This is a genomic window from Streptomyces sp. 7-21, from assembly GCF_016741785.1.
In the GTDB taxonomy this organism is placed as follows: Bacteria; Actinomycetota; Actinomycetes; order Streptomycetales; family Streptomycetaceae; genus Streptomyces.
Genome location: NZ_JAERRL010000003.1, coordinates 338,881 through 364,625, shown reverse-complemented (window position 1 = coordinate 364,625; position 25,745 = coordinate 338,881). Strand labels below are relative to the sequence as shown.

Below are 25,745 nucleotides of genomic sequence, written 5' to 3'. Positions count from 1 at the left end.
GGGCGGCACCCTCTCACCCCCATCCTCGTTACCATGGCGGCTGGTTGGCCGATGACCGCGGATGACGGAACGGGGCTTGTGGCGTGGCAGACGTGGCGGGGACGATCGGGAGCGCCCGTCCGGTCCGGCGCCGGAGGCTGGTATCCGCGCTGACGGCCGGCCTGGCCCTCTCCCTCCTGAGCCCCGTGCCGGCCAGCGCGGCCGATGTTCCGTCCCGCGTCCCGGCCGAAGAGACCGGCACCGGCAACCGCACCGCCACCGTGTCCATCACGGAGGTCAGCCCGGCCGTCCCGGACGACACCCTCACCATCCGCGGCACCATCACCAACGAGGGCGACTCGCCGATCATCGACAGCACCCTCGATCCCCGTCTCGGCGTGCCGCTCACCACGCGGAACGCCATCGAGGACGCCGCGACCCGCACCGGCTTCGACATCTCCCTCGACGGGGGCCTGATCACCGGCCACGGCCAGCAGATCGAGCGGCTCGGTCCCGGCATGTCCACCACCTTCGAGCTTCAGGTGCCCGTCTCCGAGCTCTCCCTCGGCGAGGACGGCGTCTACCAGATCGGCGTGACGCTGACCGGCCAGACCGAGGCCGAGCAGTGGGGGGACCAGATCCTCGGCGCCGGGCGCACCGTCCTGCCCTGGCAGCCGGACCCCGGCAGCACCGAGACCACCCAGCTCACCATCCTGTGGCCGCTGATCTCCACGCCCCACCTGACGGCCCAGACCGGCTCGGACGTCGAGCAGACCCCGGCGTTCCGCGACGAGGCGCTGCTGGAGGAGATCTCCCCTGGGGGACGCCTCCACGAGATGGTGGCCTTGGGCGCTGACCTGCCCGTCACCTGGGTCATCGACCCCGATCTGCTCGCCTCGGTCGACGCCATGACCGAGGACTACCAGGTCTACACCGACGACGGCCTGGAGGCCGGGCACGGACAGGACGAGGCCCGCGCCTGGCTCGGCGCCCTGCGGGAGGCCGTGGAGGGCGACGAGGTTGTCGCCCTCCCGTTCGGCGACCCGGACCTCGCCTCCCTCGCCCACCAGGGCCGGGACGTCCCGGGCTCCCTCGGGCAGCTGCGGACCGCCACGGACCTGGCCGCCGTCACCGTGGAGACCACCATCGGCGTCGAGCCGAGCACCGATTTCGCCTGGCCCGTCGAGGGCGCCATCGACCCAAGCATCGTGTCCGTGGCCACCTCGGCCGGAGCCACCAACATCATCGCCCGCAGCGACAGCCTCCGCCCCGCCGCAGGCGAGAACGCCACGCTCACCGCCGCGCGGCCCATCGGCGGCGGCATCTCCGCGCTCGTCGCCGATGCCGGGCTGTCCACCCTCTTCGAGGGCGACATGACCAGGACCGCGGCCGCTTTGCAGGCCCAGCAGCAGCTGCTGGCGCAGACCCTGGCCATCACGCTCCAGGAGCCCGCCAACCAGCGCAGCATCGTGCTGGCGCCGCAGCGCATGCCCACCACCGCGCAGGCCCGCGCCATGGCAGCGGCTCTCCAGGCCCTCAGCGACGACGCCGGCTGGGTGGAGTTCACCGGCCTCTCGGAGGCCGCCCGGGCCGAACCCGACCCCCGCGCCAACCAGCAGGTGCCTCCGGCCTCCGCCTACCCCGAGCGGCTCCGCTCCCAGGAGCTGCCGACGAGCGCCTTTCACCAGATGCGGGAGACGCAGCGCACGCTCGACGACTTCGCCGTCATCCTCACCCGCCAGGACCGCGTGACCGTGCCCTACGGCAACGCGATCCGCCGCGAGATGTCCACCTCCTGGCGCGGCGACGAGGAGGCCGGCGAGGAGTACCGCGAGGAGCTCCAGGAAGACCTCATCGCCCTCACCGAGCAGGTGCACCTCATCCAGAAGTCCCCGATCACGCTGTCGGGACGCAGCGCGACGATCCCCATCACCGTCCAGAACAACCTCGTCCAGGACGTGCACAACCTGGAGCTGCGCCTGGAGTCCAGCCGCAGCCTCGGCCTGGAGGTCGGGGACGAACAGGAGGTGAGGGTCAACGGCGGGCACAGCCAGTCCGTGAAGTTCTCCGCCACCTCCCGGGCCAACGGCCGCACCACCCTGGTCGCCCAGCTCTACACCGCTGACGGCAAGCGCTACGGCGACCCGATGCAGTTCCAGGCGAACGTCACCTCCATCACCTCGGCGGTGCTGATGGTCATCGCCGGCGGTCTGCTCCTCGTCGTCCTGGCGGGGATCCGGATGTACACACAGCGCAAGCGCGCCGCCCGGCGCGCCGCCACGGCCGCGCCGGATGAGACCGTCTCCGGCGAGGAAAGCGGCTCCGACACCGGTCCGCAGGGCAGCGGCCCCGCGGCTGGTAGTGAGAGGCTTGACCTCGACGACTGAGGCAGTCATCAGGCCGGTGAAGGGCCCGTGAATTTCGAAGTGGGGTAGCGATGCAAGCGCCGTATGACCGTGAACGCGGCCAGGCGCCCGGTGGCGGCGATCACGGCTGGCACCCCGATCCGCCGGGGCAGCAAGGCCAGCCCGAGCAGCCGGATGACTACTGGGAGCCCTACCCCGCGCCCGGGGCCCCTCACCACCCGTACGCGCAGCCGCACCCGCCGTACGACCCGTACCAGCACGCCGGTCACCAGCCCGCGGACTCGTTCTACGACCAGGAGGCCCAGCCGCCGCAGCAGGCGGCGCCTCCGCCATACCACCACGATCCGCGGTACGGCCAGCACCGGCAGCACTACCAGCAGCCGCCGCAGCCGCCGCAGCCGCCGCAGCCGCCGCAGGACCCGCAGCTCTACCAGCAGCAGGCCCCGGGCCCCTACCGCCCGCCGCAGGACCCGCGGCACGTCTCCGGCCAGCGGTACCCGCACACCCAGCCGTACCCCGCGGACTCCGGCTACCCCCAGGAACCCCACCCGCCGCGGAACCCGCACCAGCAGCACTACCAGCAGTCTTCGCAGCAGCCGCGGAACCCGCAGCAGCCGTACGCGCAGGAGCCCTACCCGCCGCAGCCCGCCCCCGGCCCGTACGGCGAGCCGCAGCAGTGGGCGCAGCAGCCCTACGACGAGGGCGCCTACGGCGGGTACGACGGGTCCGGCCCGCCCCCCGCCGCGCCGGACCCGCAGGCCGCTCCCGGCGCCGAGTACGGCCAGCAGCAGGAGACAGACGACGCCTTCGCCTATCTCTTCCGCGACCAGCACACCGGCCCCCGGCGCTACACCCCGCCCGAGCAGCCGTATCCCACGCCCCCGCCCGACTACCCCGCGGCCCCCCCGCGCGACCAGGAGCCACCGCCGCAGCCCGAGGAGCCCGCGGCACGCACCCAGCCCGCGCCCGCCGCCGGACGGCGCCCGGGCAAGGCCGCCAGCCTGCTCAAGTCCAGCGCCGTGATGGCCGCAGGCACGCTGGTCTCCCGCGCCACCGGCTTTATCCGGCAGCTGGTCATCGTCGCCGCCCTGGGCGCCGCCGTCCTCGGCGACACCTACACCGTCGCCTGGGCGCTGCCGAACATGATCTATATGCTGACCATCGGCGGCGGCCTGAACTCGGTCTTCGTCCCCCAGCTCGTGCGGGCGATGAAGAACGACGACGACGGCGGCGAGGCGTACGCCAACCGGCTCCTCACCCTCGTCACGGCCGTCCTCGGCGCCCTCGTCATCGTCGCGTTCTTCGCGGCCCCGCTGCTGGTGAAGATGATGTCGCCCGCGATCGCCGGGGACGAGCAGGCGAACGATGTCGCGGTGACCTTCGCCCGCTACTGCCTGCCCACGATCTTCTTCATGGGCATCCACGTCGTCCTCGGCCAGGTGCTCAACGCCCGCGACCGCTTCGGCCCGATGATGTGGACGCCCGTCCTGAACAACATCGTGGTGATCTTCACCTTCGGGATGTTCCTGTGGGTCTACGGCACGCAGCGCTCCTCGGGCCTCACGGTCGGCACCATCACCCCCGAGGGCGTCAGGCTGCTCGGCGTCGGTACCCTGCTGGGCCTCACCGTCCAGGCCCTCGCGATGGTGCCCTACCTGCGCGCCGCTGGCTTCCGGCTCCGTCCCCGGTTCGACTGGCGCGGCCACGGCATGGGCAAGGCCGCCCGCCTCGCCAAGTGGACCGTTCTGTTTGTCCTGGCCAACCAGATCGGCCTGATCATCATCACCCAGTTCGCCACCTGGGCCGGGCAGAACGCCGAGGAGTCCGGACACACCGGCGCCGGGTACATCGCCTACAGCAGCGCGCTGCTCATCTGGCAGATGCCGCAGGCCATCATCACGGTCTCCGTCATGGCGGCGCTGCTGCCCCGCCTGTCCCGGTCGGCCGCCGACGGCGACACCGCAGCCGTGCGCGATGACCTCTCCCAGGGCCTGCGTACCTCCGCCGTCGCCATCGTGCCGCTCGCGTTCGCCTTCGTCGCGCTCGGCGTCCCGATGTGCACCCTGCTGTTCGGCTCCGCCGGCGAGGAGGGCGCACGCTCCTTCGGGTACATCCTCATGGCCTTCGGTCTGGGGCTGATCCCCTACTCGGCCCAGTACGTGGTGCTGCGCGCGTTCTACGCCTACGAGGACACCCGCACCCCGTTCTCCAACACGGTCATCGTCTCCGGCACCTGGATCCTGCTGTCGGCGCTCTGCTTCGTCACGCTCCCCGACCGCTGGATCGTCGCGGGCATCGCCTTCAGCTACGGCATCGCCTACGCCATCGGCGTCCGCGTCGCCTGGCGCCGCCTGCGCCGCCGCCTGCGCAGCGACCTCGACGGCGCCCGTGTCGTCCGCACCTACGTCCGGCTCATCGGGGCGTCGATCCCTGCCGCGCTCGTCGGCGGCGCCGTCGGCTACGCCGTGCTCGGGGCGCTCGGGGAAGGGCTCGTCGGCTCGTTCGCGGCCCTGGCCTCCGGCGGCCTGCTGCTGCTGGCCGTCTTCTACCTGGCGGCGCGCCGCATGCGCATCGAGGAACTCACCTCGCTGATCAGTATGGTCAGGGCCCGCCTCGGCCGCTGATCCCGTCCGCGGCGGCACCCCTCGCCCGGGGGCCGCCGTACAACCTCCGCTCGTACTCACAAGTCGTGCAGGGTGACGGACTAACGGCACAATGAAATCTGGCAGAGGCACCACCCGACAGCCGATCCGGGGAGGCGGAAACGACGGTGGCGGAACGGAGCACGGCGACAAGCCCTCCACAACGTCCCGCGACGGCCCGTGAGACGTCCGTTGCGGACACGGCGGCGGCGCCTACGGCCGCGCCCGCCAAGGGGGCGGCGGCGGACACCGTCTCGCCCCGGCCGCCCGAACTCCACAGCGGTCATCGCCTCGCTAAGCGGTACCGCCTGGAGGAGTGCATCACCCGGCTGGACGGGTTCAGCAGCTGGCGTGCGGTGGACGAGAAGCTGCGGCGGGCCGTGGGCGTCCACGTGCTGCCCGCGGACCACGAACGGGCCCCGGCCGTGCTGGCGGCGGCCCGCTCTTCCGCGCTGCTCGGCGACCCGCGGTTCGTGCAGGTCCTCGACGCCGTCGAGCAGAACGACCAGGTCCACATCATCCACGAGTGGCTCCCCGGCGCCACGCCGCTGAGCACCCTGCTGCAGTCGGGACCGCTCGACGCGTACGAGGCGTTCCAGCTCGCCAGCCAGGTCTCCCAGGCTCTCGCCGCTGCCCACCGCGAAGGGCTGGCGCACCTCAGGCTCACCCCCGCCACCGTGCTGCGCACCGGGCCGAGCCAGTACCGCATCCGCGGTCTCGCCGTCGACGCGGCCCTGCGCGGCATCACCTCCCCCGCCCCCGAGCGCACCGACACCGAGGCCATCGGCGCGCTGCTGTACGCCGCTCTCACGCAGCGCTGGCCGTACCCGGAGGGCGCCCACGGGCTGCGCGGGGTCGTCGGTCTCGGCAAGGGCCGCGACGCCCTGGCCACGCCCGAGCAGGTGCGGGCGGGGGTCCACCGCGGGCTCTCGGAGCTGGCCATGCGCGCCCTCGTCAACGACGGTGCCACCGCGGCCAGCCAGAGCCCGCCGTGCACCTCCCCGGCCGAGCTCGCCGAGGAACTCGCCAAGCTTCCTCGCATCCCGCCGTCCGATCCGACGCCGACGCAGCTTCCCGCGGCCTACGGGAACCCGCAGCGGCCCGCCGCACCCGGGCGCGGCACCGCCTCCAGCGGTCCGCCGGCGCTCCCTGGCCGCACCGGCACCGCGCTGAAGTGGGGTGTCTCCGCGCTTCTCATCGTCGCGCTCGGGCTCGGCAGCTGGCAGCTCGCCGACGTGCTGCACAACGGCGAGTCCGCGCCCGAGTCGACCGAAACCAGTGCCCCGCCCCCGGACACCAGCGAGGAGCCGCCGCCGCCCGAGCCCGTCAGCATCGCGGCGGTCTCGTCGTTCGACCCCGAGGGCTCGCCGGTCAACGAGGAGAACTCCGAGGCGGCGTCCTACGCCATCGACGGCGACCCGGACACGTCCTGGCACACGGAGAACTACTACGGGCCTTCTTTCGGCAACCTCAAGCCCGGGGTCGGCCTCATCCTCGATCTCGGCGAGCCGCAGGAGATCCGCTCCCTGTCGGTGTCCGCGATCGGCGAGACGCAGGTCGAGTTCCGCGCCGCCGCCTCCGACGCGACGAGCGCACCGGCGTCCCTCGACGCCTACACCCGTCTCGACCAGGCCACCGGCGAGGACCTCACGCTCGACGCGGGAGAACCGGTCGAGACGCGGTTCGTTCTCGTGTGGCTCACCGAACTCCCCCAGGGAGACGACGGCAACTACCGTGGCCGCATCACCGACATCGGCGTTTTCCGGTGACACCCGGCCGGCCGGGGAAGAGGGGAGGAGGTTTGCCGTGGTCCGACAGGCCCCAGGCGGACCCGCCGTCGCCACCGACCGAGAGCTGCTCGCACGGCACGCCGACGGCGACCCCGACGCCTTCTCCGAGATCGTCCGGCGCCACCGCGACCGGCTGTGGTCCGTCGCGCTGAGAACGCTCGGCGATCCGGAGGAGGCGGCCGACGCGCTGCAAGACGCGTTCGTCTCCGCCTACCGCGCCGCGCACACCTTCCGCGGCGAGGCGGCCGTCACCACCTGGCTGCACCGGATCACCGTTAACGCCTGTCTCGACCGGGCGCGCCGGGCCCGCAGCCGCCGCACCGCGCCCATCCCCGAGCCCGAGCGCCTGGAAACGCTCATGGAGCCGCACGAGTCCGCCGCCGCTCCAGCCGAGCGCCAGGACCTGCGCCGGGAGCTGGAGACGGCCCTGAACGAGCTGCCCGTGGAGCAGCGCGCCGCCCTCGTTCTCGTAGACATGCAGGGCTACCCGGTCGCCGAGGCTGCCCGTATCCTGCGGATTCCGGTGGGGACGGTCAAAAGCCGCTGCGCGCGCGGCCGTGCCCGGCTGCTGTCCCTGGTGCAGCATCTGCACCCCCGGCGCGACCCTCTTGCGGACGACCTCACACCGCCGCCCGGGAACCGGGCATCCGGCGCATCCGTCCCATCACCGAGAGGTCCGCACGACGCCGGGACGACCAGGGACGGAGGTACCACCAGGTGAGAGAGCCCCATCCCGATCCCGAGGAGATCGCGGCACTGGGCGAAGACTCACTCCCCGCGGAGGAGGAGAGCCGGGTGCGCCGCCATCTGGACTCCTGCGACTCCTGCGCCGGGATCGAGCGGGACCTCCGCAGCGTGCGGCGAGCGCTGGGCGAGCTTCCGGTTCCTCCCCTGCCTCCCGACGTCGCCCTGCGCATCGATGCCGCTCTGGCGGCAGAGGAACAGCACCAGCAGCGGGTGCCACGACAGGCGACGCGCCCCGGCGTCCCCGTTTCACGTGAAACCGCGGCGCCGCCCGGCCCGCCGCACCGGTGGCCGCGGCTGGGCCTGGCCGCCGCGGGCGCGGTCGTCGCACTGGCCGTCGGCAGCGCCCTCCTCAGCAGCGCGGGCACGGGCGACGGCGGCACGACAACGGGCGCCGTACAGGATCACGCGCAGACCAGCCATATCCCCGAAGGGTCCGAGGACGAGCTGGAAGGCCAGGTCAGGGAGCTTCTCGCGGAGAGCGAGGAGGCCGGAGCCACCGGTCCCGGCCTCTTCTCCGACGGCTCCGGCTCGCCGCCGGAATCCCCGGCGGAGGAGTCCCCGGAGATGACCCCGCCGGAGGAGAACGAGAGCCGTTCCTCCAACTCCAACGAGGGCGACGAAGCCGGGGACGGCGGAGCAGCGTCCTCGGCAGAACCCCTCCAGGCGAGCCTGCCGCTGTGCGTACGCGCCGCCATCGACCGGCACGAGGCGCCGCTGGCCGCCGCGGAGGACTACTTCGCGGGACGCACCGCCTACCTTGTCGTCCTCCCGCACGCCGCGGACCCCAACCGGGTGGACGCCTACGTCGTGGACGCGGACTGCGTGCGGACCTCCCCCTCCTCGTCGGGGGAGGTCCTGATCCGCGAGAGCTACCCGCGCTAGCGCTGCCCCGCCACCACGTTGCTGGCGTCGCCGCTGCCCCGACCGGGAATGTCTGGGACCCTAGGATCCGTTACCCCAACCGAGGACCCCGCCGGGGTCCCGGACCAGGTCTCCGAGACAAGGAAGAACTCCGTGAGCGACGTCCGTAACGTGATCATCATCGGGTCCGGGCCCGCGGGCTACACAGCGGCGCTGTATACGGCACGCGCCTCGCTGAAGCCTCTCGTTTTCGAGGGGTCGGTCACCGCGGGCGGCGCGCTGATGAACACCACCGAGGTGGAGAACTTCCCCGGCTTCAAGGACGGGATCATGGGCCCCGACCTGATGGAGAACATGCGGGGCCAGGCGGAGCGCTTCGGCGCCGAGCTCGTTGCGGACGATGTCACCGCGGTCGACCTGAAGGGCGACATCAAGAGCGTCACGGACAGCGCGGGCACCGTGCACCAGGCGCGGGCGGTCATCGTCGCGACGGGCTCCCAGTACCGCAAGCTCGGGCTGCCCAAGGAGGACGAGCTTTCCGGCCGGGGCGTGTCCTACTGCGCCACCTGCGATGGCTTCTTCTTCCGCGACCAGGACATCGCCGTGGTCGGCGGCGGCGACACGGCCATGGAGGAGGCGACGTTCCTCACCCGCTTCGCCAAGACCGTCACCGTCATCCACCGCCGCGACACGCTGCGCGCTTCCAAGGCCATGCAGGAGCGGGCCTTCGCCGATCCTAAGATCAAGTTCATCTGGGACACCGAGGTGGCGGAGATCAAGGACACCGACGGCAAGCTTTCCGGCCTGACACTGCGCAATACGCGGACCGGCGAGACGTCGGGCCTGCCGGTGACCGGGCTGTTCATCGCCATCGGCCACGAGCCGCGTGTGGAACTCTTCGCAGACCAGCTGGAGCTCGACCCACAGGGCTACCTGAAGGTGGAGTCCCCCAGCACGCGGACGAACATCCCCGGTGTCTTCGCGGCGGGAGATGTCGTCGACCACACGTACCGCCAGGCGATCACGGCGGCCGGGTCCGGCTGTGCCGCCGCTCTGGACGCCGAGCGGTATCTGGCCGCCCTCACGGACGCCGAATCGCTCCAGGTCTGAAACCGCCCGCACAACACACCCGAGAGCTAAGGAGAAGCACCATGGCCAGCGCCACTGTGACCGCCACCGACGCCGACTTCGAGGAGAAGGTCCTCAAGAGTGACAAGCCGGTGCTGGTCGACTTCTGGGCCGAGTGGTGCGCCCCGTGCCGCATGATCGCCCCGTCGCTGGAGGCCATCGCCGAGGAGCACTCCGACAAGATCACCATCGTGAAGCTGAACATCGACGAGAACCCTCAGACGGCCGCCAAGTACGGGATCATGTCCATCCCGACGATGAACGTCTACAAGGGCGGCGACGTCGTGAAGACGATCGTCGGCGCCAAGCCGAAGGCCGCCATCGAGCGTGACCTGAGCGAGTTCATCGGCTGAGACCGGCCACCAGCCAACGGCCCGTGCGTTTCACGTGAAACGCACGGGCCGTCCGCTGTGCCAGGACCTTCCCGCCCGGGTATGCCTCACGGCGACAGCTGTCGCTGCTGACGAGTGCCCCCGGAGTACCCCTGCGGCCCGCGCGCGGTCATCAGGCACCAGCTCCGCTGCCGCACCTCGCCTGGCGAAGGCCACACCTGGTGGCCGGACAGGAGCCGTTCTCACACGCCGACCGGACGAGCGGCGCGCTCCACCGGCTGCCGGCCGACGACCAGTGCGTTTCACGTGAAACACGGGACGTCCGCTGCGCCACGGCTTGTCGGCGCGAGGGGGTTCACATCGCCGCCGCTGGCCGGGCGCCGCCCAGCAGCCGGTCGAGCGCGGACTCCACGTCCGCCCGCCAGGACATCGCCGTCCTCAGCTCCAGCCGCAGCCGTGGATAGGACGGGTGCGGGCGCACCACCTCGAAGCCGACCGACGCCAGATGGTCGGCGGGCAGCAGACAGGCGGGTTCCTTCCAGCGCGCGTCGCCGAACGCCTCCACCGCTCGGAAGCCCCGCCCCAGCAGGTCCTTGGCCACCCCCTGCATGAGCATGCGGCCCAGTCCCTGATGCTGGAACGGCGGAATGATCCAGCCGGTGACAAGGTGCACCGCGTCGGCGGACAGCGGGTTCGTGGGGAAAGCCTGTGACCGGGGCACGTAGGCGGGCGGCGCGTACAGCACGAAACCGACCGGTCTGCGGTCCACGTAGACCAGCCTGCCGCAGGACCCCCACTCCCGAAGGACGGTGGAGATCCACGCCTCCTTCTCCTGTGCCGACCGGCCGCACCGCTCGGCCTCCTGCCCGCTCACCGGATCAAGCTCCCAGAAGACGCAGGAGCGGCACGGCGACGGCAGATCCGCGAGGTTGTCCAGCGAGAGAGGCACAAGCCGACGCCCCATGGATCCATCGTATCCACGGGGCGTCGCGCGTACGGGGAACGCCGAAGCGGCGGGCTGCTCAGCCGGCCGCCCCGCCCTCCTGCTGGGGGTCCTCCCGGGCATCAAGGACGACCGGGCCCTCGCCCGGAGCCAGCTGGGCCAGGATGCGCTCCAGGTCCTCTATCGAGGCGAACTCGACGACGATCTTGCCCTTCTTCTGTCCCAGGTCCACCTTCACCCGGGTGTCGAACCGGTCCGACAGCCGCTCCGCCAGCCCATTGAGCGCGGGGGAGATGCGCTTGCCCGCGCGGGGACGCCGGGTGCGGGTTCCGCCAGTCTTACCCTCCGCCCCCTGGAGGGCGACGATCTCCTCAACGGCGCGGACGGACAGCCCTTCCGCGACGATCCGCTTGGCCAGCCGGTCCTGTTCCTCGGCGTCGGTGACCGACAGCAGCGCCCTGGCGTGCCCCGCCGACAGCACGCCCGCCGCGACCCGGCGCTGCACCTCCGGCGACAGCTTCAGCAGCCGGAGCGTGTTCGACACCTGGGGGCGGGAGCGCCCGATCCGGTCCGCCAGCTCGTCGTGGGTGCAGTTGAAGTCCCGCAGCAGCTGGTCGTAGGCGGCGGCCTCTTCCAGCGGGTTGAGCTGGGCCCGGTGCAGGTTCTCCAGGAGGGCGTCCAGCAGCAGCCGGTCGTCCTCAGTGGCGCGGACGATCGCGGGAATCCGCTCCAGGCCCGCCTCCTTGCAGGCCCGCCAGCGGCGCTCCCCCATGATCAGCTCGTAGCTGTCCGGCCTGGCCTGACGCACCACCACCGGCTGAAGCAGGCCGACCTCCTTGATGGAGGTGACCAGTTCGGCCAGCGCGTCCTCGTCGAACACCTCACGCGGCTGCCGCGGGTTGGGCGAGATGGCGTCCACCGGCAGCTCCGCGAAGTGCGCGCCCATCACCGCGCCGGGAGCGGCGGCGCCGTCCGCCGCGGCGGGCGACGCCTGCGGCTCCTCCGGCAGGCTCGCCACCGTTGTCCCCGTGCGGCCGGGGCTGAGCACCGGCACCGCCCCCGGCGACACCGTCGCCCCCTCGCTGGGGCCTGAGCCGTCCGCACTCCGCGGCGCGGCGGGAATCAGGGCTCCTAGCCCTCGGCCCAGCCCTCTCCGTCGTTCACTCACCGTGGCCCTCCGCAAGGCTGTGCTGCTCCTGCTGCGGGAGGGTGCCCCGCAGCGCGATTTCCCGGGCCGCCTCCAGGTAGGACAGCGATCCGCTGGAGCCCGGGTCGTACGTCAGGACCGTCTGCCCGTAGCTCGGCGCCTCGGAAATGCGCACCGAGCGCGGGATGTTCGTGCGCAGAACCTCGGCACCGAAGTGGCCGCGCACCTCCTCGGCGACCTGCGAGGCCAGGCGGGTCCGGCCGTCGTACATGGTCAGCAGGATCGTGGAGACGTGGAGCGCTGGGTTGAGGTGCCCCCTGACCAGTTCCACGTTGCGCAACAGCTGGCCAAGCCCCTCCAGCGCGTAGTACTCGCACTGGATCGGAATGACCACCTCGGATCCCGCGACCAGCGCGTTCACCGTGAGCAGTCCCAGCGAGGGCGGACAGTCGATGAAGATGTAGTCCAGCGGCTGCTCGTACCCGCTGATCGCGCGGTTCAGCCTGCTCTCGCGCGCGACGACGGACACCAGCTCGATCTCGGCGCCCGCCAGGTCGATGGTGGCAGGGGCGCAGAACAGTCCTTCCACGTCACGGACCGGCTGCACCACCTCCGCCAGCGGCTTGCTCTCGATCAGCACGTCGTAGATGGACGGGACCTCGGCGTGGTGATCGATCCCCAGCGCCGTCGAGGCGTTCCCCTGCGGGTCGAGGTCGATGACCAGGACGCGGGATCCGTGCAGCGCCAGCGCGGCGGCTAGATTGACCGTCGTGGTGGTCTTGCCCACGCCGCCCTTCTGGTTGGCGACGACCATGACCCGGGTCTCCTCGGGCCTGGGGAGGCTACCGCCGACGCGGTGCATGGCCTCGACCGCCCGCTGAGCCGCCCTGCCGGGCACATCGCCCGCGGCAGCGGGGACCTGTGACTCGATGTCAACCGCGGCCCCGGGGGTGTCAGCCGATTCGGACCGAGGGCCGGGGACCGGATCGGCCGTCGGCCCAGCGATATTGGCGTCGGACCGCAATGCTTCACTCTCCTCGACACGCGCAGCCTTCGTGGGTTCAAAGCCTGCCATGCCGCGTGGGTGACGAACCAGCGAGTGGGGGTCTCTTGTGGACAACGGGCCCTCGGCTGACACGCCCGTCACCCTCTCGGGGCCGACCGGCCCTGCGGAGGTGACACGAGAACGGGGACCACGCGGCTCGGCGGCCCGGCCACGACTGATGATTCCATGCAGCAACGAGCGGCGTTTCACGTGAAACACGATGCCGACGCCGCCAGCCGTCGCCCTTGACGACACTCCGCGCCCTGGCCGATCGGGCCCGTTTACCGCCGGATCAACCGTCGGATCGGAGGAACGCTCCTGCGGGTGTCAGCGGGAGCGCCTGCCGCTCCTGCCCTTGCGCGCCGCGCGGGCACGCTTGGCCGCGAACCGCACGCCGCCCGGGCTCTCGCCCGCCACGACCCGCACCACCGTGGACGGCGGGTCCAGCAGGCCCTCGCCCACGCGCAGCACCGAGGTGCGCTCCACCCCCAGCTTCGCCAGCGCCGCCCGCGCCCGCTTCAGCTCCTCCTCCGCGGTGTGGCCCTTGAGGGCCAGCATCTCGCCGTAGGGACGGAGCAGCGGCACGCCCCAGCCCGCGAGCCGGTCCAGGGGAGCGACGGCCCGGGCCGTCACCACGTGCACCGGCTCCAGGCTGCCGAGCACCTCTTCGGCCCGGCCGCGCACCACGTCCACGTGCTCAAGCCCAAGCAGCTCCACGGCCTCGCGGAGGAATGTCGTGCGCCGCAGCAGCGGCTCCAGCAGCGTGATCCGCAGGTCGGGCCGCACCAGGGCGAGCGGGATGCCCGGCAGCCCCGCACCGGAGCCCACGTCACAGACCGTGACGTCCTCCGGTACGACCTCGGCCAGCACCGCGCAGTTGAGCAGGTGCCGTTCCCAGAGCCGCGGGACCTCCCGGGGCCCCAGCAGTCCCCGCTCGACAGCAACCTCGGCCAGCAGCTCGGCATACCGTACGGCGTCGCCGAGGCGGTCGCCGAACAGCTCGCGCGCCGCATCGGGCGGCGCCGGAGGCTCACCGCCAGAAGAAACGCTCATGGCAGGACAACCACACGTCGCCGCGGCTCCTCGCCCTCAGACTCACTCCGCAGCCCCGCCGCGGCCACGGCGTCGTGCACCACCTTGCGCTCGAACGGCGTCATCGGCTGGAGCTTGACGGGCTCGCCCGACTCCTTGACCTGCTGCGCCGCCTGCTTCCCCAGCCGCGTGAGCTGCTCCCGCTTCCGCGCCCGGTACCCGGCGATGTCCAGCATCAGCCTGCTGCGCTCGCCGGTCTCCCGGTGCACGGCCAGCCTGGTCAGCTCCTGCAACGCCTCCAGCACCTCGCCGTCACGGCCGACCAGCTTCTGCAGATCGCGCGACCCGCCCTCGGTGATCACGGACACCGAGGCACGATCGCCCTCAACGTCCATGTCGATGTCCCCGTCGAGGTCCGCGATGTCAAGAAGCCCTTCCAGGTAGTCAGCCGCGATCTCACCCTCCTGCTCCAGGCGGGTCAGGACGTCCGTGTCGTCCTGAGCGGCAGGGGAAGTGGTGTCCGTCACAGATGGGCTCCTTCGTGCTACTTCTTGCTCTTCGCCGACGGCTTGGACTTGCGCCCCTGGGACGTTTTCTTCCCCGGCTGCTGCCGCTTGGCCGCCTGCTGACCGTTCTTCGTCTGCGCGGACGAGCCGGACGGCGAGGCCGGCGCGGCGGAGCCCCCGTCGTCCGGGCCCTCGGAGCCGTCCTTCTGGTCACCGGAGCCGGCACCGGCCGCGGCGGACGGATTGCGCTTCTTCGCCTGCTGCTGGCGGGCGGCCGCCTGCCGCTGTGCCTTCGTCATCCGCTTCGGCTGGGTACGCGCGGTCCGCGAGGCCGCCACCGACTTCTTGGCCTCGTTCGCGGGCTCCTGCGGAAGCTTGCCCTTCTTGCGGAGCCGCTCCTGGCGCTGCTTGTAGGCGAGGCTGCCGGGGGTGGGGTTGCGCTGGATGACGTACATCTGCTGCCCCATGGACCACACGTTCGTGGTCAGCCAGTAGATCAGGACGCCGACCGGGAAGTTGATGCCAAAGACGGCGAACATGATCGGGAAGATGTACATGAGCATCTTCTGCTGGCTCATGAACGGCGTCTTGACGTCGAGGTTCACGTTCTTCGTCATCAGCTGCCGCTGCGTGAAGAACTGCGAGGCCGACATCAGCACGATCATGACGACCGTGACCACGCGCACGTCGGCGAGCGTGGCGCCCAGCTCGGCGACCTTGTCACCGCTGTCCATGAAGCGCGAGGCGATCGGCGCTCCGAGGATGGTCGCGCGCCGGGCGCTGTCGACCTGCTCCTCGTTGAGAACACCCACCTCGTCGTTGTTGGCGATGTGGTTCAGCACCTGGAAGAGAGCGATGAAGAACGGCGACTGCGCCAGAATCGGCAGGCAGCTCGCAAACGGGTTCGTCCCCGTCTCCCGGTACAGCTTCATCATCTCTTCGGACTGACGCTGCCGGTCGTTCTTGTAGCGCTCCTGGATCTTCTTCAGCCGCGGCTGGAGCGCCTGCATGTTCCGCGTCGCCTTGATCTGCCGCACGAACAGCGGGATCAGGCAGATCCGGATGACCACCACCAGGGACACGATCGACAGGCCCCAGGCCCACCCGCTGTCCTCATCGAAGACCAGGGAGTAGAGGTTGTGGAACTGGATCACGATCCAGGAGACAGCGATATAGAGAGGACTGAGGATCGAATTGATCGTGTCCACGGGTCAGGCTCCTTGGGCATTGTCGGGGGCACCCCCGGGCGAGGCGTGGGAAGCGGCCGGCTTGTGCCACTGCGCGCGCAGCCGCTGGTGCCAGACGGGCCGCCTCCGGGGAGGAACATGATCGACACCGCCGCGCGACCAGGGGTTGCAGCGAAGGATCCGCCAGGCGGTCAGCGCTGACCCCTTCAGCGCACCGTGCCTGTCAATGGCGGTATAGCCGTAGTGAGAGCACGACGGATAGTAACGGCATACCGGGCCGAGCAGCGGAGAGATGGTGCGCTGATACAGCTTGATCAGCAGCAGCAGCGGGTACTTCACGTCCGCACCCCTCCCAGCAGCCGGTCCAGCGCGGCGTCCAGTTCCCGGGCCAGCTGGCCATACGTGGCGCTGTCGGCTCCCGGCAGGGCCCGCACGACCACCAGGCTACCGGCGGGCAGCACGGACATCCGTTCCCGCACCAGATGGCGCAGCCGCCGCCGCACGCGGTTGCGCACGACGGCGTTGCCCACGGCCTTGCTCACGACGAAACCCGCACGCGCGGGGAGAGGTGTCTCCCCGGCCGCGTGCGGGTCCGCTCCGCTGCTCAGGTGAACGACGAGGTGCCTGCGTCCGGCCCTGCGCCCCCGGCGCACCGCGGTCGCGAAGTCCTCTCGCCGCTTCAGCCGGTTCTCGGAGGGCAGCACCGCATGGACCTGTGGTCGGCGGGCTGGATCAGGCCGTCAGACGGGCGCGGCCCTTGGCGCGGCGGTTGGCGATCACGGCACGGCCTGCGCGCGTCCGCATCCGCAGCCGGAAGCCGTGGGTCTTCGACCGGCGCCGGTTGTTCGGCTGGTAGGTGCGCTTGCTCACTTCGTGGGCTCCAGACAGTCTGCTCGTCCGGCGGTCGGCCGGACGGTGGGATGGGCGCCGAAGGCTGCCACCGTGCGCCCACGAGGAGCTCGCGGGGCCCGTTCCGGCTCCCCACCGGGGCACGCGCGGCTCTCCGGTTCGTGGGCAGGCGGCAACAGCCGTCGGCGTCTCGACCTCGCAACGGTACGCGGCGGGCCTCGCCACGGTCAAACCGGCCCCGGCCAGCTTCATACACACCCTGTGGACCCCTGTGGACAATGACTTGATGTGCGAGCGCCGCGCTGACTACCGTGGCTGAACTCGACATCCTTCCCCCGCTGCCCTGGGCGCCACACCTGCCGGTGCCCCAGAGAAAGGCGGCGCCACCCCTGCGAGTGAGAGAGCGTGCCTCGTGGCTGACCTACCCGTAGATCTCGCCGCAGTCTGGCCGCGCGCCCTCACCGCCATGCTGTCCGACACCCAGCGGCTGGAGGCGAAGGACCACCGCTGGCTCCAGGACTGCCAGCCGCTCGCCCTCGTCTCCGGCACGGCCCTGCTCGGCGTGCCCAACGAGTACGCCAAGAGCGTCCTGGAGGGCAGGCTCGCGCCGCTGATCAGCGACACCCTCACCCGCGAGTGCGGCCAGCCGGTCCGGCTGGCGGTCACGGTGACGGCGCCGCCGCCCGAACCTCAGGTCCCCGAGCCGCGGCAGGCGCCCGGCGCGCCCGTGTCCTCGCGTCCCGGGGCCGGCCCGAGCCAGGACCCGCTGCCCGAGCCCGCGCCGGGTCCCGCCAGTCCCGCCAGTCCCGGCGGTCATGGCGGTCACAGCGGTCATGGCGGTCATGAGATGCCGACCGCGCGCCCCGCCTATCCGGATCACCCGCGCCCGCAGGCGCCCTGGCAGCAGCCGCGTCCGCACGACTACTCGCCCGTGCCCGCGCAGCACGGCCAGCCGGGCCAGCGTGACCAGTACGACCAGTACGGCGGGCGCGAGGCGTACGAGCCGCAGCCGCGCACGTCTTACAACGAGCCATACGGCGAGACGTACGGGGATTCCTACGGCGAGCAGCGCTACGGCCAGTCCCGCTACGAGCAGCAGTACGACCAGTACGAGCAGAGCCCGCCCGCCCCCAGCGGCGCGCCGAGCCCGCTGGCCGCCCAGCCCGCTCCCGCCACCGGCCCCGGCGAGCCGACGGCGCGGCTCAACCCCAAGTACCTGTTCGACACCTTCGTGATCGGCGCCTCGAACCGCTTCGCCCATGCGGCGGCCGTCGCCGTGGCCGAGGCGCCCGCCAAGGCGTACAACCCCCTCTTCATCTACGGCGAGTCCGGGCTGGGCAAGACGCACCTGCTGCACGCCATCGGCCACTACGCCCGCAGCCTGTACCCGGGCACGCGCGTGCGGTACGTCAGCTCCGAGGAGTTCACCAACGAGTTCATCAACTCCATCCGCGACGGCAAGGCGGACGCGTTCCGCAAGCGCTACCGGGACATGGACATCCTGCTCGTCGACGACGTGCAGTTCCTGGCGAGCAAGGAGTCCACGCAGGAGGAGTTCTTCCACACCTTCAACACGCTGCACAACGCCAACAAGCAGATCGTGCTGTCGTCGGACCGCCCGCCCAAGCAGCTGATCACGCTGGAGGACAGGCTCCGCAACCGGTTCGAGTGGGGCCTGATCACGGACGTCCAGCCGCCCGAGCTGGAGACGCGCATCGCGATCCTGCGCAAGAAGGCCGTCCAGGAGCAGCTCAACGCCCCGCCCGAGGTGCTGGAGTTCATCGCCTCCCGCATCTCCCGGAACATCCGTGAGCTGGAGGGCGCCCTCATCCGCGTCACGGCCTTCGCCAGCCTCAACCGGCAGCCGGTGGACCTCGGGCTGACCGAGATCGTGCTGAAGGACCTGATCCCCGGCGGCCAGGACACCACCCCTGAGATCACCGCCGACGCCATCAGCGCGGCCGTCGCGGACTACTTCGGCCTCACCGTCGAGGACCTCGCCGGGCAGTCACGCAGCCGGATCCTCGTGACGGCGCGGCAGATCGCCATGTACCTGTGCCGCGAGCTGACGGACCTGTCGCTGCCCAAGATCGGCCAGCACTTCGGCGGGCGGGACCACACCACCGTGATGCACGCCGACCGCAAGATCCGGGCTCTGATGGCCGAGCGCCGGTCCATCTACAACCAGGTGACCGAGCTGACCAACCGCATCAAGAACGGCTGACCGCCGCCCGCGCACACGAAACAGCGCCCCCGGGGACCGCCCGGGGGCGCTGTTCGATTTCCACCCGTCACAGGCCAGTTGTCCACAGAAACCGGACAGGTGTCCCGTCCACACCCTGTGGGAGCCTGGACTTCCTCACAGCGGTGTCCACACCGTCCCACGGGAATTCCGGAAGGCCCAGGTCAGAGGGGTGTGGATGTGGGGAAACCGGCCCTCCACAGGGTGTGGAAACCCAGCTTCCGGCATCCGGCTGCCCGGGCCGCTGTCCACCGGATACCGGCAGGTACCCACAACTGGCGGGAGTTGTGCACAGTGAATCCACAGAGTTGTCCACTGTTCGGCAACACAACGCACGCTCTCACCGGCAGGGGTGAATCAGCTCACAGGAGCAGCGGCACGGGCCTGTTGAGAACCGGGCCCGGAACTGGGGACGCAGCTGTTGACAACCCGGGGACACCTGGGGACGGGGTGTGCACAACGGGGCGGCGTCCACAGCAGCCCCCCGTTTATCCACCGCGCCACGCACAGGGCCGGTGGATAAAATCCCGGCTCTGAGCTGGGCAAACGGGGTTATCCACGGTTTCCACAGGCCCTACTACTACGACCACGGAGATAACCCGGGAAACTCGTTGGGAAGTGGGGGCTGTGCACAACTCGGCCCGGGGGAGCTCTACCCCGCCCAGGTCGATTTGACTCGCGGGGGCCCCTAGTGTCAGTGCCGTGCGTCAGACTGGTGCCCTGTTGGAAGCGAGAGCAGGAGGCGGCTGAAGTGAAGATCCGGGTGGAACGCGATGTGCTCGCGGAGGCGGTGGCGTGGGCCGCTCGCAGCCTGCCAGCCCGACCGCCGATGCCGGTTCTCGCGGGCCTGCTGCTGAAGGCCGAGGAGGGCACGCTGAGCCTCTCGGGCTTCGACTACGAGGTCTCCGCGCGCGTCTCGGTCGAGGTGGAAGCCGAAGAGGAGGGCACCGTCCTCGTCTCGGGCCGCCTGCTGGCCGACATCTGCCGCTCGCTGCCCAACCGTCCGGTGGAGATCTCCTCGGACGGCGTGCGCGTCACCGTCGTCTGCGGCTCCTCCCGGTTCACACTCCACACCCTGCCGGTGGAGGAGTACCCGGCGCTGCCCGAGATGCCGAGCGCGACGGGCACCGTCCCCGCCGACGTGTTCGCCAGCGCCGTCGCCCAGGTCGCCATCGCCGCCGGGCGCGACGACACGCTTCCGGTGCTCACCGGCGTCCGCATCGAGATCGAGGGCGACACGGTGACGCTGGCGGCCACGGACCGGTACCGCTTCGCCGTCCGGGAGTTCCTGTGGAAGCCGGAGTCCCCCGATGCCTCGGCGGTGGCGCTGGTCCCGGCCAAGACGCTGTGGGATACGGCGAAGTCGCTCAGCGGCGGTGAGACCGTGGCGCTGGCGCTCTCCGGCTCCGGCGCGGGCGAGGGCCTGATCGGCATCGAGGGCTCCGGCCGCCGCACCACCACCCGGCTGCTGGAAGGCGACCTGCCCAAGTACCGCACGCTGTTCCCGACCGAGTTCGCGTCGGTGGCCGTCGTCGAGACCGGCCCGTTTGTGGAGGCGGTCAAGCGCGTCGCGCTGGTCGCCGAGCGGAACACCCCGGTCCGCCTCAGTTTCGAGGAGGGCGTGGTGACGCTGGAGGCGGGCTCCAGCGACGATGCACAGGCTGTGGAGCGGCTGGACGCGCAGCTGGAGGGTGAGCCGATCTCCATCGCGTTCAACCCCGGCTTCCTGCTGGAGGGGCTGAGCGCGGTCGACTCGCCGTTCGCGCAGCTGTCGTTCACCACCTCGACCAAGCCCGCGCTGCTCAGCGGCAAGCCCGCGCAGGACGCCGAGGCGGACGAGGCGTACAAGTACCTGATCATGCCGGTGCGGCTGAGCGGCTGAGCGCCAGCGCGGCGGAGCGACGCACGCCACAGGGCCGCGGCCCTGACTGCCCGGCCAGGGCCGCGGCAGCGGGCGTAGGCTCGGTGCCAGGTCATGTCGTGATGAAGGAGTCCTGATGGAGCTCGGTCTCGTCGGTCTCGGCAGGATGGGCGGCAACATGCGAGAGCGCATCCGCCGCGCCGGGCACACGGTGGTGGGCTACGCCCCCGACACGGACGCCGCTGACGTCCACAGCCTCAAGGAGATGGTGGAGCGTCTTGCGGCGCCGCGTGTGGTGTGGGTGATGGTCCCGGCGGGCCAGGCCACGAACTCGGTGATTGAGCAGCTCGGTGAGCTGCTCGACGAGGGTGACGTCGTGGTGGACGGCGGGAACTCCCGGTGGACCGACGACGAGCGCCACGCGCGGGAGCTCGGCGCCAAGGGCATCGGTTTCGTCGACTGCGGTGTCTCCGGCGGCGTGTGGGGCCTGGAGAACGGCTACGCCCTGATGTACGGCGGCGACGCCGAGCACGTCGCCCGCGTCCAGCCGATCTTCGACGCCCTCAAGCCCGAGGGCGAGTTCGGCTCGGTCCACGCGGGCAAGGTCGGTGCCGGCCACTTCGCGAAGATGGTCCACAACGGCATCGAGTACGCGATGATGCAGGCCTTCGCCGAGGGCTGGGAGCTGCTGGAGTCCGTCGACGCGGTCACGGACGTGCGGGAGATCTTCCGCTCCTGGCAGGAGGGGACGGTCGTGCGCTCGTGGCTGCTCGACCTGGCCGTGCGGGCGCTGGACGAGGACGAGCACCTCGAGGGCCTGCGGGGCTACGCGGAAGACTCGGGCGAGGGCCGGTGGACGGTGGAGGCGGCTGTGGAGCACGCGGTGCCGCTGCCCGCGATCACGGCCTCGCTGTTCGCCCGCTTCTCCTCGCGGCAGGAGGACTCGCCGCAGATGAAGATGATCGCCGCGCTGCGCAACCAGTTCGGTGGCCACGCGGTGGAGAAGCGCAAGTAAGGCCCGGCACGGGTACTCCGGGAGGCTGGCCGCCGTTGCACGTGACGCATCTGTCGCTCGCCGACTTCCGGTCGTATGCCCGGGCCGAGGTTGAGCTCGGCCCGGGCGTCTCGGCGTTCATCGGCCCCAACGGCCAGGGCAAGACGAACCTCGTCGAGGCCGTCGGTTATCTGGCGACGCTCGGCAGCCACCGGGTCTCCTCCGACGCGCCGCTGGTGCGGATGGGCGCTGACCGGGCCGTGATCCGCGCCGCGGTGACGGAGGGCGAACGGCGGCAGCTCGTGGAGCTGGAGCTGAATCCGGGCCGGGCCAACCGCGCCCGGCTCAACCGCTCGTCGCAGGTGCGGCCGCGCGACGTCCTGGGCGTGCTGCGCACGGTGCTGTTCGCCCCGGAGGACCTGGGCCTGGTGAAGGGGGACCCGGCCGAGCGGCGGCGTTTCCTCGACGAGCTGGTCACGGCGCGTGCCCCGCGCCTGGCCGGGGTCCGCGCCGACTACGAGCGGGTGCTGCGGCAGCGGAACTCTCTGCTGAAGACGGCCGCGATGGCCCGGCGGCACGGCGGCCGCGGGGTGGATTTGTCGACGCTGGACGTGTGGGACCAGCACCTGGCGCGCGCGGGCGCGGAGTTGCTGGCGCGGCGGCTCGCGCTGGTGTCCGCGCTGGGCCCGCTGGCCGCCAAGGCGTACGGGCAGGTGGCGCCGCAGGGCGGCGCGGTGGAGCTGGACTACCGCTGGTCGGTGGGCGAGGAGCCGCCCCCGGGCTCCCGCGAGGAGCTGCACGAGGCGATGCTGGCGGCGCTGCGCCGGGTGCGGCCGCAGGAGATCGAGCGGGGCGTGACGCTGGTGGGGCCGCACCGTGACGATCTGGTGCTGCGCCTGGGCGAGCTGCCCGCGAAGGGCTACGCCAGTCACGGTGAGGCGTGGTCGCTGGCGCTGGCGCTGCGGCTGGCGTCCTACGGGCTGCTGAAGGAGGAGGGTCCGGAGCCGGTGCTGGTGCTGGACGACGTGTTCGCCGAGCTGGACGGCAGGCGGCGGGAGCGGCTGGCCGAGCTGGTGGCGCCGGGAGAGCAGGTGCTGGTGACGGCGGCGGTGCCTCAGGACGTGCCGGCGGTGCTGGCGGGAACACGGTACGCGGTGTCGCAGGGGGAGGTGTCCCGTGGCTGAGGCGGGATCCCGGCCGGGTGACCGGGAGAGCGGGGGGCAGGGCCAGCCGGCCGCCCCGTCGGGGGTGGATCTGGCGCGGGTGGCGCTGCGCGCGGCCAAGGAGCGGGCGCGGGCGAGCGGGATGGCGGCGCAGCAGCGGCGCCAGGCGCGGCGCGGGGGTGGTCTGCGCTCCGGGGCGCGCGCCGGGGGGCGCGATCCCATGCCGCTGGGGGCGGCGGTGGAGCGGCTGTCGGCCGAGCGCGGCTGGGAGATGCCGCTCGCGGTGGGGGGTGTGATCGGCCGGTGGCGGCATCTGGTGGGCCCCGAGGTGGCGCAGCACTGCCAGCCGCTGGGCTACGACGAGGAGTCGCGGGTGCTGACGGTGCGGTGCGACTCGACGGCGTGGGCGACGCAGCTGCGGCTGCTGGTGCCCGAGTTGCTGCGGCGGGTGGCCGCGGACGTGGGGGCGGGGACGGTCAAGACGATCAAGGTGGTGGGGCCTTCGGCTCCGGTCCGGCGGGCGGGCCGGCTGCGGGCGCCGGGCAGCACAGGCCCGGGTGACACATACGGCTGAGGCGTAAGTGACGTCGGTCACGTTGCGGGCTGTTGACAGAGGAAGCGCTGTGCGCCGCTGTGAGCGGATCAGGGACCCGGTCCGCATATAGGGAGTCACTGGATGCGTGTTCAGGGCGGCACATGCGGACTCAGGGCCCGGGAAACCGCCGTGACAGTTTGCGCTACCGGTAGACTGGAGGCACCGCCCCGTTGCGGACCATGTTGAACGACGCAGCCGCTCGCGAGTTCTCGCCAGCCGGCTCGTGCTGTGCCAGAAAGGGCGCTTCGTGGCCGATTCCGGCGAATCCAACAAGAACACACCCGCCACTTCTGTCTCCGGTGAGGGTGCCGTCGATTCCGCGGCCAAGGTGAGGACCGAGCAGGCGGCGGACAGTGGTCCTTCGTACGACGCCAGTGCGATCACGGTGCTTGAGGGTCTGGACGCGGTACGCATGCGGCCGGGCATGTACATCGGATCGACGGGCGAGCGCGGACTCCACCATCTCGTCGCCGAGGTCGTGGACAACTCGGTGGACGAGGCGATGGCGGGGTACGCCGACCGCATCGACGTGACACTGCTCGCGGACGGCGGCGTGCGCGTGGTGGACAACGGCCGCGGCATCCCGGTGGGCGTGGTGCCCTCCGAGGGCAAGCCGGCGGTCGAGGTCGTGCTCACCGTGCTGCACGCGGGCGGCAAGTTCGGCGGCGGCGGCTACTCGGTCTCCGGCGGTCTGCACGGCGTGGGCGTCTCCGTGGTGAACGCGCTGTCGACGAAGGTCTCCGTCGAGATCCGCACGGACGGCTACCGCTGGACGCAGGACTACAAGCAGGGCGTTCCCACGGCCCCGCTGGCGCGGCACGAGCCGACGGACGAGACCGGCACGTCGGTGACGTTCTGGGCCGACCCGGAGATCTTCGAGACGACGGTCTACTCGTTCGAGACGCTCTCCCGCCGCTTCCAGGAGATGGCGTTCCTCAACAAGGGCCTGACGATCACGCTCACGGACGAGCGGGAGGCGGCGAAGCAGACCTCGGGCGCGGACACCGCCGCGGCCGAGGACGATGACAAGCCGCGTTCCGTGACGTACCACTACGAGGGCGGCATCTCGGACTTCGTGCGCCACCTCAACTCCCGCAAGGGCGAGCCGGTGCATCCCTCGGTGATCGACTTCGAGGCGGAGGACCCCGAGCGCAAGATCTCCGTCGAGATCGCCATGCAGTGGAACACCCAGTACAGCGAGGGTGTCTACAGCTTCGCCAACACGATCCACACGCACGAGGGCGGCACGCACGAGGAGGGCTTCCGCGCGGCGCTGACGAACCTGATCAACCGCTACGCCCGCGAGCGGAAGCTGCTGCGTGAGAAGGACGACAACCTCACGGGTGAGGACATCCGCGAGGGCCTGACGGCGATCATCTCGGTCAAGCTGAGCGAGCCGCAGTTCGAGGGCCAGACGAAGACGAAGCTCGGTAACACCGAGGCCAAGACCTTCGTGCAGAAGGTCACCTACGAGCACCTGTCCGACTGGCTGGACCGCAACCCGGCCGAGGCCGCCGACATCGTCCGCAAGGGCATCCAGGCCGCGACGGCCCGGGTCGCCGCCCGCAAGGCCCGCGACCTGACCCGCCGCAAGGGCCTGCTGGAGACGGCCTCGCTGCCCGGCAAGCTCAGCGACTGCCAGTCGAACGACGCGGCCAAGTGCGAGATCTTCATCGTCGAGGGTGACTCGGCGGGCGGCAGCGCCAAGTCCGGCCGCGACCCCCAGTACCAGGCGATTCTCCCGATCCGCGGCAAGATCCTGAACGTCGAGAAGGCCCGGATCGACAAGGTCCTCCAGAACGCCGAGGTGCAGGCGCTGATCTCCGCGTTCGGCACCGGCATCCACGAGGACTTCGACATCTCCAAGCTCCGCTACCACAAGATCATCCTCATGGCGGACGCGGATGTGGACGGACAGCACATCAACACCCTGCTGCTGACGCTGCTGTTCCGCTTCATGCGCCCCCTCGTCGAGGCCGGGCACGTGTTCCTGTCCCAGCCGCCGCTGTACAAGATCAAGTGGGGACGGGACGAGTTCGAGTACGCCTACTCGGACCGCGAGCGCGACAGCCTGATCCGGCTCGGCCGGGAGCGCGGGAAGCGCATCCGGGAGGACTCGATCCAGCGCTTCAAGGGCCTCGGCGAGATGAACGCCGAGGAGCTGCGGGTGACCACCATGGACAAGGCCCACCGGGTGCTGCGGCAGGTCACGCTTGACGACGCCGCCGCCGCGGACGACCTGTTCTCGATCCTGATGGGCGAGGACGTCGAGGCCCGCCGGGCGTTCATCCAGCGCAACGCGAAGGACGTCCGCTTCCTGGACATCTGACGCGCCC

Annotated in this window: 22 protein-coding genes; 13 read left to right on the top strand and 9 right to left on the bottom strand. The window is 71.1% G+C overall.

Features of this window, described 5'->3' with window-relative positions; genetic code table 11:
* Positions 1-83 precede the first annotated feature (83 nt).
* The 7 genes from JK356_RS05490 to trxA all read left to right on the top strand — a co-directional run bounded on the left by JK356_RS05490 (position 84) and on the right by trxA (position 9,866).
* A complete protein-coding gene (locus tag JK356_RS05490; RefSeq protein WP_201866381.1) occupies positions 84-2,366 on the top strand; it encodes a DUF6049 family protein in 2,283 nt (760 codons plus the stop codon).
* 50 nt (positions 2,367-2,416) lie between these two features.
* Positions 2,417-4,969, top strand: a complete 2,553-nt coding sequence (murJ, locus tag JK356_RS05485; RefSeq protein ID WP_201866380.1) for a murein biosynthesis integral membrane protein MurJ — start codon at positions 2,417-2,419, stop codon at positions 4,967-4,969.
* A 146-nt stretch (positions 4,970-5,115) separates the two neighbouring features.
* Positions 5,116-6,756, top strand: coding sequence for a protein kinase family protein (locus JK356_RS05480; protein WP_201866379.1), 1,641 nt, complete (start codon positions 5,116-5,118; stop codon positions 6,754-6,756).
* A 37-nt stretch (positions 6,757-6,793) separates the two neighbouring features.
* Entirely contained in the window at positions 6,794-7,498 is a 705-nt protein-coding gene (gene sigM, locus JK356_RS05475; protein ID WP_201866378.1) for an RNA polymerase sigma factor SigM, read from the top strand.
* Entirely contained in the window at positions 7,495-8,406 is a 912-nt protein-coding gene (locus JK356_RS05470) for a hypothetical protein (protein ID WP_201866377.1), read from the top strand. The genes sigM and JK356_RS05470 overlap by 4 nt, the downstream gene beginning before the upstream one ends.
* A 132-nt stretch (positions 8,407-8,538) precedes the next feature.
* The gene (gene trxB / locus JK356_RS05465; RefSeq protein WP_201866376.1) at positions 8,539-9,495 is read left to right on the top strand and encodes a thioredoxin-disulfide reductase; all 957 of its coding nucleotides are present in this window, start codon (positions 8,539-8,541) and stop codon (positions 9,493-9,495) included.
* A gap of 41 nt (positions 9,496-9,536) precedes the next feature.
* Entirely contained in the window at positions 9,537-9,866 is a 330-nt protein-coding gene (gene trxA, locus JK356_RS05460; RefSeq protein ID WP_201866375.1) for a thioredoxin, read from the top strand.
* Positions 9,867-10,200: 334 nt separating this feature from the next.
* Here the strand turns inward: trxA and JK356_RS05455 are convergent, their stop codons facing one another.
* The 9 genes from JK356_RS05455 to rpmH form a co-directional block, all read right to left on the bottom strand.
* Entirely contained in the window at positions 10,201-10,809 is a 609-nt protein-coding gene (locus JK356_RS05455; RefSeq protein WP_201866374.1) for a GNAT family N-acetyltransferase, read from the bottom strand.
* A 58-nt stretch (positions 10,810-10,867) separates the two neighbouring features.
* Complete coding sequence (locus tag JK356_RS05450) at positions 10,868-11,956, bottom strand: ParB/RepB/Spo0J family partition protein (protein WP_201866373.1); 1,089 nt, start codon at positions 11,954-11,956, stop codon at positions 10,868-10,870.
* Positions 11,949-13,010, bottom strand: a complete 1,062-nt coding sequence (locus tag JK356_RS05445; RefSeq protein ID WP_201866372.1) for a ParA family protein — start codon at positions 13,008-13,010, stop codon at positions 11,949-11,951. The genes JK356_RS05450 and JK356_RS05445 overlap by 8 nt, the downstream gene beginning before the upstream one ends.
* A gap of 297 nt (positions 13,011-13,307) precedes the next feature.
* Positions 13,308-14,033 (bottom strand): 16S rRNA (guanine(527)-N(7))-methyltransferase RsmG, encoded by a 726-nt coding sequence (gene rsmG, locus JK356_RS05440; protein ID WP_201866371.1) that lies wholly within the window; start codon positions 14,031-14,033, stop codon positions 13,308-13,310.
* Positions 14,030-14,539, bottom strand: a complete 510-nt coding sequence (locus JK356_RS05435; RefSeq protein WP_201866370.1) for a R3H domain-containing nucleic acid-binding protein — start codon at positions 14,537-14,539, stop codon at positions 14,030-14,032. Before JK356_RS05435 ends, rsmG begins: the two co-directional genes overlap by 4 nt.
* A gap of 17 nt (positions 14,540-14,556) precedes the next feature.
* The gene (gene yidC / locus JK356_RS05430) at positions 14,557-15,717 is read right to left on the bottom strand and encodes a membrane protein insertase YidC (protein ID WP_201866450.1); all 1,161 of its coding nucleotides are present in this window, start codon (positions 15,715-15,717) and stop codon (positions 14,557-14,559) included.
* Positions 15,718-15,729: 12 nt separating this feature from the next.
* A complete protein-coding gene (gene yidD, locus JK356_RS05425) occupies positions 15,730-16,044 on the bottom strand; it encodes a membrane protein insertion efficiency factor YidD (RefSeq protein ID WP_201866369.1) in 315 nt (104 codons plus the stop codon).
* Positions 16,041-16,409, bottom strand: a complete 369-nt coding sequence (gene rnpA / locus JK356_RS05420; protein ID WP_201866368.1) for a ribonuclease P protein component — start codon at positions 16,407-16,409, stop codon at positions 16,041-16,043. The genes yidD and rnpA overlap by 4 nt, the downstream gene beginning before the upstream one ends.
* Before the next feature lie 28 nt (positions 16,410-16,437).
* Positions 16,438-16,575 carry a 50S ribosomal protein L34 gene (gene rpmH / locus JK356_RS05415; protein ID WP_201866367.1) on the bottom strand — a complete coding sequence of 46 codons (138 nt, stop codon included), beginning with the start codon at positions 16,573-16,575 and terminating at the stop codon, positions 16,438-16,440.
* 391 nt (positions 16,576-16,966) lie between these two features.
* Here rpmH and dnaA point away from each other — a divergent pair, with 391 nt between their 5' ends.
* The 6 genes from dnaA to gyrB all read left to right on the top strand — a co-directional run bounded on the left by dnaA (position 16,967) and on the right by gyrB (position 25,738).
* Entirely contained in the window at positions 16,967-18,778 is a 1,812-nt protein-coding gene (gene dnaA / locus JK356_RS05410) for a chromosomal replication initiator protein DnaA (RefSeq protein WP_201866366.1), read from the top strand.
* A 769-nt stretch (positions 18,779-19,547) separates the two neighbouring features.
* On the top strand, positions 19,548-20,678 hold the full coding sequence (dnaN, locus tag JK356_RS05405; protein ID WP_201866365.1) for a DNA polymerase III subunit beta: 1,131 nt from the start codon (positions 19,548-19,550) through the stop codon (positions 20,676-20,678).
* Between the two features lie 115 nt (positions 20,679-20,793).
* A complete protein-coding gene (gnd, locus tag JK356_RS05400) occupies positions 20,794-21,672 on the top strand; it encodes a phosphogluconate dehydrogenase (NAD(+)-dependent, decarboxylating) (RefSeq protein WP_201866364.1) in 879 nt (292 codons plus the stop codon).
* A 35-nt stretch (positions 21,673-21,707) separates the two neighbouring features.
* Positions 21,708-22,835, top strand: coding sequence for a DNA replication/repair protein RecF (gene recF, locus JK356_RS05395; protein ID WP_201866363.1), 1,128 nt, complete (start codon positions 21,708-21,710; stop codon positions 22,833-22,835).
* Positions 22,828-23,388, top strand: a complete 561-nt coding sequence (locus JK356_RS05390) for a DUF721 domain-containing protein (RefSeq protein WP_374100610.1) — start codon at positions 22,828-22,830, stop codon at positions 23,386-23,388. The genes recF and JK356_RS05390 overlap by 8 nt, the downstream gene beginning before the upstream one ends.
* A 244-nt stretch (positions 23,389-23,632) precedes the next feature.
* Positions 23,633-25,738 (top strand): DNA topoisomerase (ATP-hydrolyzing) subunit B, encoded by a 2,106-nt coding sequence (gene gyrB, locus JK356_RS05385; protein WP_201866362.1) that lies wholly within the window; start codon positions 23,633-23,635, stop codon positions 25,736-25,738.
* The last annotated feature ends 7 nt before the right edge of the window (positions 25,739-25,745 follow it).

What these genes read in the sequence shown, in the direction of transcription:
- murJ (WP_201866380.1), top strand. Translation starts at nt 2,417, where the DNA reads ATGCAAGCGCCGTATGACCGTGAACGCGGCCAGGCGCCCGGTGGCGGC.
- trxA (WP_201866375.1), top strand. Translation starts at nt 9,537, where the DNA reads ATGGCCAGCGCCACTGTGACCGCCACCGACGCCGACTTCGAGGAGAAG.
- JK356_RS05455 (WP_201866374.1), bottom strand. Translation starts at nt 10,809, where the DNA reads ATGGGGCGTCGGCTTGTGCCTCTCTCGCTGGACAACCTCGCGGATCTG.
- JK356_RS05445 (WP_201866372.1), bottom strand. Translation starts at nt 13,010, where the DNA reads ATGGCAGGCTTTGAACCCACGAAGGCTGCGCGTGTCGAGGAGAGTGAA.
- rsmG (WP_201866371.1), bottom strand. Translation starts at nt 14,033, where the DNA reads ATGAGCGTTTCTTCTGGCGGTGAGCCTCCGGCGCCGCCCGATGCGGCG.
- gnd (WP_201866364.1), top strand. Translation starts at nt 20,794, where the DNA reads ATGGAGCTCGGTCTCGTCGGTCTCGGCAGGATGGGCGGCAACATGCGA.